This is a genomic window from uncultured Endozoicomonas sp., from assembly GCF_947495845.1.
In the GTDB taxonomy this organism is placed as follows: domain Bacteria; phylum Pseudomonadota; class Gammaproteobacteria; order Pseudomonadales; family Endozoicomonadaceae; genus Endozoicomonas.
Map to the genome: position 1 here is coordinate 164,075 of NZ_CANMAO010000001.1, position 14,238 is coordinate 178,312.

Genomic DNA, 14,238 nt, shown 5'->3' on the forward strand with positions numbered 1-14,238 from the left:
CAACACTTGAAAGCTAATCGAGAAAGTCAATCATATCAGTCCAAAAATGTGATGGGTATTTAATTATTTCCGATCGAGCTTAAAAGCATGTTCGGTAATAACTGAAAGTCCCATTTTCTGCTTTTTATCTGAGGGCTTGGTGTCCTTGCTTTCCAGAAGGTCTATCTCAAAATGCTCACCAAATAGCGCATGCACTCTGTCTGGAGTGATGACATAAGGTGGGGCGATGTTTTCCGGATGATCATATTCGATAGTGAGCAATAGGATCTGTTCAATATCTGGAGCAATCCGTAACAGCTGGGCAACATATTGCTCTTGCATCTTTGGTGGAAGTGCCACAAGTGCAGCTCGATCATAAACAAAACGCGCCGGTACACTGCTCTCTGTTAAGGTGAAGAAATCACCATGGATGATAGCGAGATTATCAGAGGACCAGTATTCATGCTCCCCAGCTGGCTGACGGTTGCTTTTGAGTTTTTGCTCAGCAAAAAATGCCTCAACAGCGATATTGCTCAACTCGGCACCCAGTACGAAATGCCCTTGTTGATGAAGCTCAACCATGTCCAGTGTTTTGCCGCACAGAGGGACAAACACCATGTTGCCGGGCATGGCACGAATCTTAGGCCAGTGCTTTACCAGTAGAGGGTTTGGCTGATCCAGATGGAAGCCAATATCGTTGTTTTTCCAGAAGGCCTGCCAGTCTGTAGTGTCCGTCATTATTGTTTTCCCGCATTCTGGGTGGCATTAGAAAGAGTTAATCACTAACAATAGCGGCACTTGGAAAGAAGATAAACAGTGAATGTCACGAAAGTGACCTTACCAGAACGCTTCTGTGTATTTAATACCTGCGGTTTCTGCTGTCCATTCACTGCAGTCAACCTGTTCTGAAGCTGCGAGCCTCTCTAATGTATCAATGCGCTCTTCAACCTGATCTATTGTTTCATTATCTGTTTTGAATGTTTCAATAAGGGTATCTGTTACGTTACTGTTCATTTTATGTCGAATATTGGGCTCTGCGGCTAGATAGCGAGCTACTCTTATGTCCAAATTATCGTAGTCGACAGCGTTGTCAGGGTTTGGGGGCGGGAAACGTGTGTATGGGGCAACCGATGGGGTTAAATAATTTACAGCTCTCACAGTGCTTGGGCCGAGTAATTCCTGCATATAGCCGCAATTTGGATACAGTCCGGCATGGCATGCGTATGCATAATCTTCAGATTCAATTTCATAGAATCCTCCTCCACAATAAAAGCACTTCATAGCATCATCAGGGCCAATATAGAAGGCTCCGGATTCTGTCCACTGATCAATATTACCAAGGAAAAAGTTTGAAAAGCCGTCTGGGAAGCTTGCATCACGACTCTCTCTGGTAGAGTAGTTTGGATGAGCAGGATTCTCCGTGATTCGCATGGCTTTGATGGCTTTTCTGATAGGGGCATCTTCTGAAACAGGTTTCAAAATTCGGAATGCTTCTAGCACTGCTGCTTTTCTGCAAGCGAAAGCCTCACCAGTTGGTTCTGCTTGTATCGGTGACAGGCGACCGCCAGATTCACTGCTGTCTGTAGATTCACTACGAAGTAATGAAAATCCACGATCCATTAACGGTGGGGTGTTTGCAGGAAAGCTCATAAGTCCATTCGAATTCAATAAAGAAGAAAAGCTTCATTAATACAGCTAATGAAATAAGAAATAATGACCTTTGGACTGGATATAATGATGAGAGTTCCATTAACTGGCAGTTTTGCTAGCAAAGATGGCCAGTCAATAGATCGGGCACTTATACGATAGCGGCTAACAATGCCTTCTCCAGGTCATTCCAGTCAACGGGTTGATTGGTGATCATTTCCAGCCGACTGTCCATGGCATCTTCCAGATCAATAATGCTGACAACCCCATCTTGCATATTAAAGCCTTTTATACCCTGGTCGGTGATGACAACGGCTTTAAAGCGCTCAGCATTCTGGGCAAGAATCAGTGAGTAGAGTTGGTCAAAAGAGAATAGGGTGCTGTTATCAAAGAGCCAGCCGCAGCTGAAATGGTTCTGACCTTTATTTTCTTTGCGTACAAAGCTCTGCCCTTCGAGAATGGAGAGTGATTCTGGCCTCTCTTGATTATGCTGGTGGCTGGTTTGTTTGGCGGAGTGATGGGCTTTTGGGTTGGTGGCCTGTCGAGCTTGATGGGGTAATCTTAACCACTGTTCAGGTAGCTTACCGGCGGTTATCCAGTCTGTTTTGGGTGATGGTTCTGGCAGTTGGGTTACAAATGTTTCAAATAGCGTTTTGTGTTGATCAGAACAGAGGTCTGTTTTGGTTGCTACCAGCACATCGGCCAGATGAATTTGATCCTGGAAATTATCGTTTTCAAGATAATGAGGTTGATCCAGATTTCTAGGATCCACCAGACAGACAATGGCTTCGAGTGATAACAGTTCGTTGTAATAATCACCCTGCAGAGTATTGATGATTTCTTGAGGGTGACCAAGGCCGGTAGGTTCTATCAACAGGCGATCTGGCTTGCTACGGGCAATTAACATATTCAGGCCGATTTGCATGGGCAGGCCGGCAACACAACACATACAGCCGCCCGGTACCTCCCGAATGGCGATGTCATCTCGTTTGGTGACGCCATCAGGCAATGCGCCGTCAAGCAACGCACCATCGATTCCGATTTCACCAAACTCATTCACCAGCACAGCCCAGGTTTCTTCGGGGGGCTTTTGTTTTAGAAGGTGAAGAATGGCGGTGGTTTTACCAGAACCCAGAAAGCCGGTGATGATGTTGGTAGGAATTTGTTTCTGCATTGTCATACTGCCCTGCTATTTGGTCGGATATTAGCAGGCAGTACTGGTTAATCAAAATAGATAGCCTGATACAGCACGATTCAGGCGAAAGGTTTTCAGCGTTTTCTGCGGGCATCTTTAATGATAAACCCGACAACACCACCGACAACGATAATGGTTGCCAGAACCGCGAGAACCCCTGCGATAACGACAGAGTCAAGATACATAGTCATTTCCTTCTTATGCATTGTTTTTGGAATGTTTGTATGCGTTCAGGGTAAAGGGTGGGCAGAAAAAGGAATTGATATGGGTCAATATAATTTGCGGAATGGCGGGTATTTAAGGCCAGATTCTATCTGACCTTGTGTTGTTTAAAACGTCGCCGTCATGGACTTATCACTGCAACCAAAAATATTTCGGTACAAAATACCAAAGGCAATGTTGGTCATGGGAAGCGTCCAGATCAAACCAAGGCCGAAGGGAATCATGGCAAAAAGATTCAAAAATGAGATCGCCAGTGTTAGCCCAAATACCGTAAACCAGCGCTTGCTGATGGCTTTGCGTGAAGCTTCCATAGCTTCCCAGGGGGCAAGGCCTTTATCCACCATCAACGGTATCGCCAATAAATAAGCAATGGCCAGATAAATGCCGGGAAGAATCAACAATAAAAAGCCGAGCACGGTGAAAACAGTAATCAGTAGATACAGGCCAAGCAATGGCAGGGTCAGATGAAAATAATCCAGAATCTGACTGGCACGAACGGGGGCGTCCACAGCTCGACGCAGACCAATCATCCAGAGACCTGCCCACAGCGGAGTGGTGACCGCCATCATCAGTAGTTGGTAGAACATCTCCGTCATCCCGCTTTCCGGAAGTACCATGGCAATGATGGCGATCCCGATACCTGCAAGAATGCTGATGCCGAAATAGATGAACATCGCCAGGTGGATAATCCATTTGGCGCCACCGGTGCGTTGCCAGGCTTCACCTAGAATATTGCCAATGGCTATGGAGTAATCACCGGCCATACCTGCCTCTACAGGATTGTGTCGGTCGGGATCAGGATGCGTGCGTGGGTTGTCATCAAGTGACATGGAATGTCCTTATTATGGCTTCATTATTTTCGCGCAGTTTATCAGACAATTTATCAGACAAGGGGTGGATTCTTTAAATTCAAAGTGTGAGAACTGTGTTCAGTAAGTTGGCATCTGTTTTGCTCTTCTAAACAGTGCAAAGTGTTTATGCAGGGCAGCTCAAGGGAAGTCTCGCTTCTTTTGGCACCAGGACAGGGCGTTGTCATTCGTTAGTTTCACTAAGGAGATAAAACAGTGCATGTAACTCACCTATCAAGAACCTCTATCGAACAGCTAATGACCTTAAGACGGAGCATTAAGGAAGAGTTTGATGAGGTGATCAGCTTGTCTGACGATCAACTGGTTGATCAACTGCAGACATACAGGTTGAAAACGGAAATGGATGATACGCGCTTACTGTTGGAAGCGTGTGTTCATGCGCTGGGTGATGATGTGGTGGCAGCACCCGTGGAAGCCAAAAAAGTACCAAAGAGAATTTACCGGGGGCAGGTGATTGAAGCATAAGGTGATCGAAGCATAAGTAATGACGGATTGGCTTTGTATGTGAAACCAGAGATAAAACAATGCCTTAGATGGCCTTGATGCGCAATCTGTTGACTCAGTTGTGGCCTTTACGTCAATTTCAGAAAAAAACAAAAAGCTACGAATTACTGGTAGGTTTGCCATTGTGGGCTAGTTTAAGATACGTGCGCGGCTTTTAATAACTGGCTTTTAATAACTGAAAATTATGTTTCTAGAAGAATACTGTACTACTCTGGCAGGGGATCATTTCTCGTTTACCCGCGAGCAGGCCAGCGAATTCGCCAAGCGTGTTGCTAATGACTTTAATCCACTCCATGACGTGGATAACACCCGTTTTTGTGTTCCCGGGGATCTACTATTTGCCAAAGTCTTGTTAAATGAGGGTCTGCACGCCAGCATGCGCTTTCATTTCAGAGATATGCTGACTGATGGTGTGGAACTGGAGATTGTTTCTGGTGATGATGGCGGCAAACGTATTTGTGACCTGAACGGCAAAATGTATCTTGAGATTGAAAGTCAGGGAAGCTGCAACCGTGATACTGCAATGATCGAGCAACTGATCAAAGGCTATGTGGCCTTTTCCGGAGAGAGCTTTCCCAACGTGCTGGTTCCCCTGATGAAGTCCGAAGGGGTTATGATCAATGCCGTTAAACCCCTGGTGATTTACGATAGCATGACACTGAAAATGGAGCATGTTGATCTGGTCAACCCGCAGCTGGAGTCAACAGGTGCAACGCTGGCCGTTAATGGCAAACGAGGGAAAGTCACCTTTAACTTTGCCTACCGTGATAATGGTGAGGTGGTTGGAATGGGTGAAAAGACTATGATTCTCTCTGGTTTGCGGCCTTACGATCAGGACACCATTGATACCATGGTGGAAAGTCATCGAGCCCGGCAGCAGCGTTATTCAGCGTAAAAAGCGGTCGTTGTTATCTCTATCCTCATATTTATCCGCTTTCCCGAAGGATATCTCTGCCATTTCAGCTTGGCTTTGGTATCCTATTGCGAAATCTGCGGTTAACCCACCACAGCAATACAGAAAAACAAGAAAACTGCTGAAGCGCCTACAAGGCCAGCATTTTCCCTAAACGGCACGTGTATACTTTTATAATGGTGCCGAATGAATTTAATCAGTATTTCCATAATCAAGAATGTAACCGAGATGCTGAATCAGAACCTGCTGATCAGGAATAAAGCCACATAGAGGGATTGTTTCATGCCTGTCTATCGCTCCAGAACATCAACCCATGGTCGGAATATGGCCGGTGCCCGCGCATTGTGGCGCGCCACCGGAATGAACGATGGGGATTTCAAAAAGCCGATTATTGCCGTTGCCAACTCATTTACTCAATTTGTACCAGGTCATGTTCACCTGAAAGATATGGGGCAGCTGGTAGCCCGTGAAATTGAGAAACACGGCGGCGTTGCCAAAGAGTTCAACACCATTGCGGTGGATGACGGTATAGCCATGGGTCACGATGGCATGCTTTATTCATTGCCAAGTCGTGACATCATTGCAGACTCCGTAGAGTACATGGTCAATGCTCACACCGCTGACGCATTGGTGTGTATCTCCAATTGCGACAAGATCACCCCCGGCATGCTTATGGCAGCCATGCGCCTGAACATTCCTGTGGTGTTTGTCTCCGGCGGTCCAATGGAAGCGGGTAAAACCAAGCTGGCTCAACATGGGTTGGATCTGGTAGACGCCATGGTTATTGCCGCTTCTGATGCGGATGATGAAACCGTTGCGGAATATGAACGTTCTGCTTGCCCGACCTGTGGCTCCTGCTCAGGTATGTTTACCGCCAACTCCATGAACTGTTTGACCGAAGCCCTTGGTTTATCGTTGCCCGGTAATGGTTCCATGCTGGCAACCCACGCAGACCGTGAACAGTTGTTTTTGAATGCAGCGCAACGCATTGTTGAGATCACTCGCCGTTATTACGAGCAGGATGACGATTCTGTTCTGCCAAGATCTGTCGCTAACTTCAAAGCTTTTGAAAATGCCATGAGCCTGGATATCGCCATGGGCGGTTCCACCAACACCATTCTGCACCTGTTGGCCGCAGCGCAGGAAGGCGGCGTGCCTTTTGATATGAAGAATATCGATGAGCTTTCTCGCCGGATTCCTCAACTCTGTAAAGTGGCGCCTAATATCCAGAAATACCATATGGAAGATGTGCATCGTGCTGGTGGCGTTATGGGTATTCTCGGTGAGTTGGATCGTGCCGGCTTGCTGCACAATGATCTTCCGATGATTCATAGTCCGTCAGTGAAAGATGCTCTGGCGCAGTGGGATGTTATGCAGACATCGGACGACGATGTACTTACTTTCTTTAAGGCTGGCCCGGCAGGAATTCGTACGACAGAAGCTTTTAGTCAGTCATGTCGCTGGGATACTCTGGATCAGGATAGACAAGCGGGTTGTATCCGTTCTCTGGATAATGCCTACAGTCTGGAAGGTGGTCTGGCTGTGCTTTATGGCAACATTGCAGAAGACGGCTGTGTGGTGAAAACCTCTGGTGTAGACGACGACAACCTCGTCTTCGAAGGCCCCGCCCACGTATTCGAAAGTCAGGAAGACGCGGTGAAAGGCATTCTGGAGGATCAGGTAAAAGCTGGTGAAGTGGTCATCATTCGTTATGAAGGTCCTAAAGGTGGACCGGGTATGCAGGAGATGCTGTATCCAACCAGTTACCTGAAATCCAAAGGGCTTGGTAAAGCCTGCGCGCTGCTGACGGATGGGCGTTTTTCCGGTGGTACTTCAGGGTTGTCTATTGGTCATGCTTCTCCGGAAGCTGCGGGTGGTGGTGCCATCGGGCTTGTTGAAAGCGGCGACATTATTCGTATTGATATTCCAAACCGAACCATTAATGTGAAACTGTCTGCTGATGAACTTGTTCAGCGCCGAACAGCGATGGATGCAAAAGGCAAAGATGGCTGGAAGCCGGTAAAAGTTCGTCCAAGAAAGGTCTCTACGGCTCTGAAAGCCTACGCCAAAATGGTGACCAGTGCAGACAAAGGCGCAATTCGCGATTTAGATTTGTTCGACTGATCACTTAGGGTAGGGGCAGTTAGAAAAATACCAAGTAATCCGTTCATCCTGAGTGCTGAGCTTGACGAAGTATCGAAGGATGGTTGCACCGCACTTCGACAAGCTCAGTGCGAGCGGTGGTATGTTTTCCAATGCCACTTCCCTTAAGTCACTGATCATACGATTGGTGACTTAACAATTACATCACCAGAATACGAAGAGCTACCAGAATTAACAGCGCTCCACAGAGCCGGTTAATCAGCGCAGCTCTTTTTTTCAGTGTGGGCAGTACACGTCCGTGGCCTGCTATCGAAGCAACAATGCAATACCAGATGCCATCACACAGTGTCGCGAGAAGTGCCATCAATAATTGCGTGGTGAGGGTTGATTGTGGTGTTACGAACTGACTGAACAGCGCCAGAAAAAACACGATAATTTTTGGGTTGAGAAACGACACCATAAACCCATCCATTGCCGCTTGTTTGATAGACAGCGCATTCGTACGTTGGGTTTCATTGACTAAAGATGAACTTGAAGTAATCGCCTTAAACCCCATCCACGCCAGATAAGCTGCGCCGCCCCAGGTAATAAAATGAAACAACCAGGGTGTTTCTGTAATGATGATGCCGATACCCGCCGTGACCAGGAACGCGTAAATGCCCACCCCCAGCGCATGGGATACCGCAGTCACCAACCCGTGGGCTCTGGAGCCCTGAACGGTGCTTTTCATCACCGCAGCAAGGCTTGGACCAGGAGACATGGCACCAAGTGCACAAATAGCAAGAAGGGATAACCAGGAAGAAGCTGACATGATGTTCTGTATCTGAATAAATTGTTATTAGGGTCTGTTGACGTTTTTCTGAGTCACTGAGCCTCGCAACGAAACGTCAACAGACCCTAGTCTGCAGGATTATAGTGGCATATTTAATGCGTTGCCCACAGCATTCTGCATTTATGAGTGCCTTCTTCAACAGGTTTGAATATTCAGTCCTATTGAAGAAGAAGGGCTGGAAGAGTCAGTCCTGCTGATGCCCACGCCACATTTTGTAATTGTTCATCAACAGCGATTTCCCCAGCAATTGTGCGGCAACAGGTGCCGTCATCAGAATGAATGCGATGATTCCCACAGCCCGTGAAATAACAGACGTGTCGTGAAAGTGCAGCGCAACCGCCACCATAATCAAACCAACTCCGATTGTGCCCGCCTTAGTCGACGAATGCATTCGAATATAGGCATCCGGCATCCGTAAAATACCCAGTGCTGAGAAAAAGCTGAACAGCACCCCGGTGATTAAACAGAGGGCAACGATCCACTCCATCATGATTTTTCTCCTGAGTCTGAATGCTCATCGGACTGGCTCTGCGGCAAACGCATAATAAAACGCGCAAAGGCAATCGTACTGAGAAACGCTACCAGTGCCAGGGTGATGGCAATATCCATAAACGCGGTTGCGTTGCTGTAAATGGTAAACACGCCAATAAAGCCAATAGTGATAAATGCGATCAGATCCAGAGCGATTACTCGATCCGCCAGTGATGGACCTTTACACAGTCGTATAAATGCCAGGGCGAGGCCAGCCAGCAAACCGGCAAAGGCAAAATTGATCGCAAAACCCATAATATCAGTCACGGGTTACCTCCAGAATACGACGCTCTAATGATGTTTTGATATCGTCGATCACCGATTGTTCGTCCTTGCTGAACATGGCGTGTACGATCAAAAATTTACGATCTTCACTGACATCCAGCGTCAAAGAACCTGGCGTTAGCGACACAATATTCGCCAGTAACATAATTTCTAAATCAGACTCCACTGCCAGCGGCACTTTGATGATGGCCGGATGACTCAGATGGGTTGGCGTGATCACATCCCAAACAACTTGCAGGCTACTGGTCAGCAGTTTATAGAGGAAAACAACCAAGAGTTTCAGGGCCGCCAGAAACTTGCGCCCATAATGAGGTTTATTCCTGAAAGGCTCTGTCAATAACAGTGCAAAAAAACCGACCACAAAACCAATGGTAAAATCGGTACTGGCATAATTACCGTTTAGCAGCATCCAGCCAAATGCTAATAGAATGTTTAATAAAAACAGGTTCATTAATGCGATCCTCCTGCGATTCCGTTTGCAGAGAGTGGCGCAGTGTGTGAAATACTGTCGCCACCAAGCACGGCATTAATATAAGGCTGTGGATTGAGTAGGTTCATTGCGGAGGTTTCAGCCAGCTGGTAAATCGGCTCGACCATAAAACCAATCAGAATGGTAATCACCGCCAGTGCCGCAATAGGTGTGATGTACAGACAGTTTTCCTTCCAGGACAGGGTGACGGGTGCAGGCGCATTTTCCGGCAGCGGTTTCCAGAACGCTTCGGCCCAGATTTTGGTCATTGAATAAATGGTCATCAGGCCAACAAACAAAGCGGTTGCTGCCAGCAGATATTCTTCAGTTTGCAGGCTTGCCTTAATCACCAGAAACTTACCCCAGAAACCGGACAGAGGCGGAAAGCCCGCCAGAGAAAAGGCCGGAATCAGAAACAGCAACGCCAGCCAGGGCATGGCGCTATAAGCGCCACCCAGCTCACGCAGGTTATCGCTGCCTTGCTTGCGTTTCAGGAAGCCGCCAATCAGGAACAGATTCGCCTTAACAATGATGTGATGAATGATGTAGAAAATCGCACCCGTAATGGCCAGTGGTGTGTAGATGGCGAGTCCCATCAACATATACCCAATCTGACTGATAATATGAAACGACAAAATACGTTTAATATTAAATTGGCTGGCAGCACCGAGAACGCCGGTCAGCATGGTCAGGCCGGCAATCACAATCAGTAAAGGCTGGTAGCCACTATCAACCAAGTCAAACACAATGGTGAAGACGCGAATCAATGCGTAAACACCCACTTTGGTCAACAGTGCTGCGTACAAGGCGACAATGGCACTGGGCAGGTGATGATAGGACGCAGGCAGCCATGAGAAAACTGGAAACGCAGATGCTTTAATAGCAAAGCCAAAAAGAAACAGGCCGGAAATCAGCATCATCGTGGTATCAGGCAGTTCTGCAACCTTGGCGTGCAGGTCGGCCATATTCAATGTACCGGTGGCACCATACAGCAGCCCGATGGCCAGCAGGAACACCATGGTGGAGATCAGGTTGAGCACAACGTATTTCACCGCCGCATCAATCTGTGCTTTATTCGCCCCCAATACCATCAAGCCAAAAGAAGTAATCAGCATGACTTCAAAAAACACATAGAGATTGAAAATATCACCGGTTAAAAAGCTGCCCATCACACCGGCCAGCAGCGCATGAATCAAACTGTGATAAATGGCGTAGAAAGGTTTGCTGCGCAAATCGGCAGTACTGTACAGCACAATGGCAATACCGATGATGGCGGTAATTAACACCATGCTGGACGACAACAGGTCGGCTACAAAGACAATCCCGAAGGGGGCTTTCCAGTCGCCAAAAGCGGTCACTTGCAGGCCATTGGAAATAACCGTTTGAATCAACAGTATGGCAACCAGCAGATTAGCAATGGCCCCCGTCCAGCTGATCACCGACGACAGTGACTGTTTACGAAAACTGAAAGCGCAGGCCGTTGCCGTCAGCAACGGAATAAAAATAGGCATAACGAGCAGCCATTGCATCATTGCTCAGTCTCCGCGTGTTGCATTTTATCCATATCAGCAGTGCCAAGCTCTTTGATGGCTCGATAGGCCAATAACAGGGTGAACAGCAATAGACCGAAACCGATGACGATGGCGGTAAGAATCAGCGCCTGTGGTAACGGGTTTGCATAACCGGCCGCAGGCAGTAAGGCATCGCTGGCAATCAGCGGTGGGTTTCCGCGGGTTAAGCGGCCGGCGACAAAAATAGCCAGGTTGATGGCGTTACTCACCAGAATCATGCCGAAGAGGAAGCGCACAATATGGCGCTCCAGCATCAGGAATACGCCACAGGCAGTCATCAGGCCGACCACCAGGCACCAGAGAAATTCCATTAACTTAACTCCTCTTCCACATTCAGCAGAACCATGAGCACGGATCCGATGACGGCGAGATAAATACCAATATCAAACAACAGTGGGCTACCAATTTTTCCCCACCACAGACCAGAAAGAAAAGGCTGCCCGAAAAACAATGGCAGCAGTCCGGCCAATAGTGCGATTAGAATACCTGAGCCTGCAAAGGCGGCGGGCGAATAAACCAGACGCTGGCGAACGTAGTCAGTGGTTTCGGCCAGCATTAACAGGGCAAAGGCAATAACAGCAATAAGGCCGGCAATAAACCCACCCCCCGGATTGTTATGCCCACGCAACAGCAGGTAAACGGAAAACACCAGCATCAGCACCGTGACAATATGGGCACTGGTGCGAAAAATAATCGATGACATTAACGATTCTCCCTGGTGCTTTCAGAGACCAGTTTGTTAATCCGTTTACCGGCCATGACCGCGACAGCAGCCAGCCCGGCGATCACGACAACGACGGCTTCACCGAGGGTGTCGAAAGCGCGGAAATCCACCAGGATAACATTGACAATATTGCGTCCCTTACCACCGCTGACGCTGGTTTGAGCGTAGAATTCGGAAATCTCCTGATTCATGGGGGTTGCAGTAATAATCCACAACGCCAGACTGATGCTGACCCCGATGCCGATGGCGACACAGGCATGAACCAGACGACGAGAGGTTGAATGCCTGGGGACGGAATTGACTGCGGATAAGTGGCGCAACACGATGGCGATAAAGACGACCATCAAGGTTTCTACCAGTAGCTGCGTTTTGGCCACGTCCGGTGCGCTGTAAACCAGAAATACCATTGTGGTGAGGAAGCCAATGGTACCGAGTGCGGCAACCGCCAACAGCAGGGTTCGCGCCTTGACCACCACAAAAGCGGCAATAACCAGAAATGCCGCGAGTATGATGTCGTAGTAATATAAATCCAATTCAATAGACGGCAATGGATGTACTTGCCAGAGTACTATTTTCCAGAGAGCTGTCCCGAGAAAAGCCAACAGAACAATGAAAAACTGCAAACTGTATTGAGTCAGATGGCCGTGCTGTAAAATACGGGTTTGCCAGTTCGCCAATTTAATCACAGCGTTCAGAATATGCTGGTAAACCCCCGGACCTGATGGTAATCCAGACATCAGTTGATCGAGCCGTGGCTTCAAACGTGGATAAACGACATAGAGCACAATACCCAATATCAGCGTTAGCGCACTGAGCAGCAGTGGCAGGTTGAACCCTTCCCAAAGTTTGACGGTTTTCACCTGAGTGTCAGGCAGCATTACTGCAGCAGCCGGATCAATCACCAGCCCCTGATACCAGTTCAGCAGTGCCACAGGAACAACAACAGATAACAGTGCCAGCACGATAGGCGGTATCCATAACAGCTGGTTATGCTCAATCGCTTTCATCGGTGCTGCTTTTTCGTGATGGGGGCTTAAGAACGGTTTGATGATGATCAACAGTCCCAGTGCAACCATGATGGCGTTAGCCAGCAGCATGGAACCGGACAGCAACCAGCCAAATTCGAGCCCCGCTTTGTAGAGATATTCTTTGGACAGAAAACCAAACGACGGTGGCAGACCCGCTTTGGAGGCAGCGGTCACTAAAGCGGCGATAAAGCTGATCGTAAGCACGGCTCGCAGGCCTGCCAGTTCATGGTATTCGCGGGTGCCGGTGGCTTTATCGATATTGCCGACCACCATAAACAGCCCGGCTTTATAAAAGGAATGAGCGGCAATCAACAATAAAGCGGCAGTGACCGCATAACTGCTGCCAATACCGATCAGCATCACCAACTGACCGAGAATGACATTGGTACTGAAGGCGAGCATCAGCTTTAAGTCAGTTTGACGGTAAGCCTGTATCGCACACCACAGCGCGGTAAAGGCACCGGCGCTGCACAGCAGAGTGAACCATAAGGCACTGTCACCGTATACAGGGAGCATTCGCGCCAGCAGGTAAATGCCAGCTTTCACCATAGTAGAGGAGTGCAGGTAAGCACTGACCGGTGTTGGCGCAGCCATGGCACCGGGTAACCAGAAATGAAAGGGAAACTGTGCCGACTTGGTAAATGCGCCGAGCAGAATAAGCAACAGTGAAGGGGTAAACCACGAGTGCTGAACCAGCGATGTACCTTGAGTAATGATGGCGCTGATACTGTAGGTACCCGCCATTTCGCCAAGCATAATTAAACCAGCCAGCATTGCCAGACCGCCGGAACCAGTGACCAGCATGGCTTGCAGGGCATTTTTACGTGAAATTTCTTTTTCGTGGTTAAAGCCAATCAATAGATAGGAGGTGAGTGTTGTTAACTCCCAGAACACAAATAACAGAAGTAGATTATCAGCCAGCACTAATCCCAACATAGCCAGCATAAACAGCGTCAGGTACAGATGAAACGCAGCCCGGCCTTTATAGGGTTTCATATAAGCGACAGCGTAAAGCTGTATCAGAAACCCGACACCACTGATTAAACTGGCAAACAAAACACTGAGACCATCAAGACGCAGCGAAAAGTTAATATCCAGTGATGGAATCCAGGACCAATAAAACAGGGATTCGGGCGGTTTATAGCTGGCGCCGATCAGCAGAAAAATCCCAAGCGGCAACAGTGTGCAGAACGCTAACCAGAGTTTGAGTATTGGGTTTTGCATCAAGATAGGCCGTAAATAGTGTTTTGATTAAAAAAGCCGTGATTTATGTCGAGCATTATAATGACAATTTGATCCCACTATAAATAAAAGTTATGTCGCCTATAAGGGGGTGGTCGTAGGTATTTTTATCATGGTCAAAGCA

At 47.9% G+C, this 14,238-nt stretch carries 16 protein-coding genes; 3 read left to right on the forward strand and 13 right to left on the reverse strand.

What is annotated here, in order from left to right:
• Positions 1-63: 63 nt before the first annotated feature.
• From Q1B11_RS00685 to Q1B11_RS00705, 5 genes are all read right to left on the reverse strand, one after another.
• The gene (locus Q1B11_RS00685) at positions 64-717 is read right to left on the reverse strand and encodes a thiopurine S-methyltransferase (protein ID WP_299725796.1); all 654 of its coding nucleotides are present in this window, start codon (positions 715-717) and stop codon (positions 64-66) included.
• 99 nt (positions 718-816) lie between these two features.
• Complete coding sequence (locus Q1B11_RS00690; protein ID WP_299725799.1) at positions 817-1,629, reverse strand: hypothetical protein; 813 nt, start codon at positions 1,627-1,629, stop codon at positions 817-819.
• 148 nt (positions 1,630-1,777) lie between these two features.
• The gene (locus Q1B11_RS00695) at positions 1,778-2,806 is read right to left on the reverse strand and encodes a GTP-binding protein (RefSeq protein ID WP_299725802.1); all 1,029 of its coding nucleotides are present in this window, start codon (positions 2,804-2,806) and stop codon (positions 1,778-1,780) included.
• 89 nt (positions 2,807-2,895) lie between these two features.
• On the reverse strand, positions 2,896-3,006 hold the full coding sequence (ccoM, locus tag Q1B11_RS00700) for a cytochrome c oxidase subunit CcoM (protein ID WP_281180376.1): 111 nt from the start codon (positions 3,004-3,006) through the stop codon (positions 2,896-2,898).
• A 144-nt stretch (positions 3,007-3,150) separates the two neighbouring features.
• Entirely contained in the window at positions 3,151-3,873 is a 723-nt protein-coding gene (locus Q1B11_RS00705) for a hypothetical protein (RefSeq protein ID WP_299725810.1), read from the reverse strand.
• Positions 3,874-4,107: 234 nt separating this feature from the next.
• Between Q1B11_RS00705 and Q1B11_RS00710 the strand changes: the two genes are divergently transcribed.
• The 3 genes from Q1B11_RS00710 to ilvD all read left to right on the forward strand — a co-directional run bounded on the left by Q1B11_RS00710 (position 4,108) and on the right by ilvD (position 7,453).
• On the forward strand, positions 4,108-4,377 hold the full coding sequence (locus Q1B11_RS00710; protein WP_299725813.1) for a hypothetical protein: 270 nt from the start codon (positions 4,108-4,110) through the stop codon (positions 4,375-4,377).
• Positions 4,378-4,600: 223 nt separating this feature from the next.
• On the forward strand, positions 4,601-5,311 hold the full coding sequence (locus Q1B11_RS00715) for a DUF3581 family protein (RefSeq protein WP_299725816.1): 711 nt from the start codon (positions 4,601-4,603) through the stop codon (positions 5,309-5,311).
• 300 nt (positions 5,312-5,611) lie between these two features.
• The gene (gene ilvD, locus Q1B11_RS00720; RefSeq protein WP_299725818.1) at positions 5,612-7,453 is read left to right on the forward strand and encodes a dihydroxy-acid dehydratase; all 1,842 of its coding nucleotides are present in this window, start codon (positions 5,612-5,614) and stop codon (positions 7,451-7,453) included.
• Between the two features lie 178 nt (positions 7,454-7,631).
• On the opposite strand, the gene Q1B11_RS00725 is transcribed toward ilvD, so the two are convergent.
• The 8 genes from Q1B11_RS00725 to mbhE form a co-directional block, all read right to left on the reverse strand.
• The gene (locus Q1B11_RS00725) at positions 7,632-8,243 is read right to left on the reverse strand and encodes a LysE family translocator (RefSeq protein ID WP_299725821.1); all 612 of its coding nucleotides are present in this window, start codon (positions 8,241-8,243) and stop codon (positions 7,632-7,634) included.
• A 205-nt stretch (positions 8,244-8,448) separates the two neighbouring features.
• Positions 8,449-8,754 carry a monovalent cation/H(+) antiporter subunit G gene (mnhG, locus tag Q1B11_RS00730; protein WP_299725824.1) on the reverse strand — a complete coding sequence of 102 codons (306 nt, stop codon included), beginning with the start codon at positions 8,752-8,754 and terminating at the stop codon, positions 8,449-8,451.
• On the reverse strand, positions 8,751-9,062 hold the full coding sequence (locus Q1B11_RS00735; protein WP_067519269.1) for a cation:proton antiporter: 312 nt from the start codon (positions 9,060-9,062) through the stop codon (positions 8,751-8,753). Before Q1B11_RS00735 ends, mnhG begins: the two co-directional genes overlap by 4 nt.
• Complete coding sequence (locus Q1B11_RS00740) at positions 9,055-9,531, reverse strand: Na+/H+ antiporter subunit E (RefSeq protein ID WP_299725827.1); 477 nt, start codon at positions 9,529-9,531, stop codon at positions 9,055-9,057. Before Q1B11_RS00740 ends, Q1B11_RS00735 begins: the two co-directional genes overlap by 8 nt.
• Positions 9,531-11,081 carry a proton-conducting transporter membrane subunit gene (locus tag Q1B11_RS00745; RefSeq protein WP_299725830.1) on the reverse strand — a complete coding sequence of 517 codons (1,551 nt, stop codon included), beginning with the start codon at positions 11,079-11,081 and terminating at the stop codon, positions 9,531-9,533. The genes Q1B11_RS00740 and Q1B11_RS00745 overlap by 1 nt, the downstream gene beginning before the upstream one ends.
• On the reverse strand, positions 11,078-11,431 hold the full coding sequence (locus Q1B11_RS00750) for a Na+/H+ antiporter subunit C (RefSeq protein ID WP_257285214.1): 354 nt from the start codon (positions 11,429-11,431) through the stop codon (positions 11,078-11,080). The genes Q1B11_RS00745 and Q1B11_RS00750 overlap by 4 nt, the downstream gene beginning before the upstream one ends.
• On the reverse strand, positions 11,431-11,823 hold the full coding sequence (locus tag Q1B11_RS00755) for an MnhB domain-containing protein (RefSeq protein ID WP_299725837.1): 393 nt from the start codon (positions 11,821-11,823) through the stop codon (positions 11,431-11,433). The genes Q1B11_RS00750 and Q1B11_RS00755 overlap by 1 nt, the downstream gene beginning before the upstream one ends.
• A complete protein-coding gene (gene mbhE / locus Q1B11_RS00760; RefSeq protein ID WP_299725840.1) occupies positions 11,823-14,096 on the reverse strand; it encodes a hydrogen gas-evolving membrane-bound hydrogenase subunit E in 2,274 nt (757 codons plus the stop codon). The genes Q1B11_RS00755 and mbhE overlap by 1 nt, the downstream gene beginning before the upstream one ends.
• Positions 14,097-14,238 lie beyond the last annotated feature (142 nt).

What these genes read in the sequence shown, in the direction of transcription:
- Q1B11_RS00685 (WP_299725796.1), bottom strand. Translation starts at nt 717, where the DNA reads ATGACGGACACTACAGACTGGCAGGCCTTCTGGAAAAACAACGATATT.
- Q1B11_RS00690 (WP_299725799.1), bottom strand. Translation starts at nt 1,629, where the DNA reads ATGAGCTTTCCTGCAAACACCCCACCGTTAATGGATCGTGGATTTTCA.
- Q1B11_RS00695 (WP_299725802.1), bottom strand. Translation starts at nt 2,806, where the DNA reads ATGACAATGCAGAAACAAATTCCTACCAACATCATCACCGGCTTTCTG.
- ccoM (WP_281180376.1), bottom strand. Translation starts at nt 3,006, where the DNA reads ATGTATCTTGACTCTGTCGTTATCGCAGGGGTTCTCGCGGTTCTGGCA.
- Q1B11_RS00705 (WP_299725810.1), bottom strand. Translation starts at nt 3,873, where the DNA reads ATGTCACTTGATGACAACCCACGCACGCATCCTGATCCCGACCGACAC.
- Q1B11_RS00715 (WP_299725816.1), top strand. Translation starts at nt 4,601, where the DNA reads ATGTTTCTAGAAGAATACTGTACTACTCTGGCAGGGGATCATTTCTCG.
- ilvD (WP_299725818.1), top strand. Translation starts at nt 5,612, where the DNA reads ATGCCTGTCTATCGCTCCAGAACATCAACCCATGGTCGGAATATGGCC.
- Q1B11_RS00725 (WP_299725821.1), bottom strand. Translation starts at nt 8,243, where the DNA reads ATGTCAGCTTCTTCCTGGTTATCCCTTCTTGCTATTTGTGCACTTGGT.
- mnhG (WP_299725824.1), bottom strand. Translation starts at nt 8,754, where the DNA reads ATGATGGAGTGGATCGTTGCCCTCTGTTTAATCACCGGGGTGCTGTTC.
- Q1B11_RS00740 (WP_299725827.1), bottom strand. Translation starts at nt 9,531, where the DNA reads ATGAACCTGTTTTTATTAAACATTCTATTAGCATTTGGCTGGATGCTG.
- Q1B11_RS00745 (WP_299725830.1), bottom strand. Translation starts at nt 11,081, where the DNA reads ATGATGCAATGGCTGCTCGTTATGCCTATTTTTATTCCGTTGCTGACG.
- Q1B11_RS00750 (WP_257285214.1), bottom strand. Translation starts at nt 11,431, where the DNA reads ATGGAATTTCTCTGGTGCCTGGTGGTCGGCCTGATGACTGCCTGTGGC.
- Q1B11_RS00755 (WP_299725837.1), bottom strand. Translation starts at nt 11,823, where the DNA reads ATGTCATCGATTATTTTTCGCACCAGTGCCCATATTGTCACGGTGCTG.
- mbhE (WP_299725840.1), bottom strand. Translation starts at nt 14,096, where the DNA reads ATGCAAAACCCAATACTCAAACTCTGGTTAGCGTTCTGCACACTGTTG.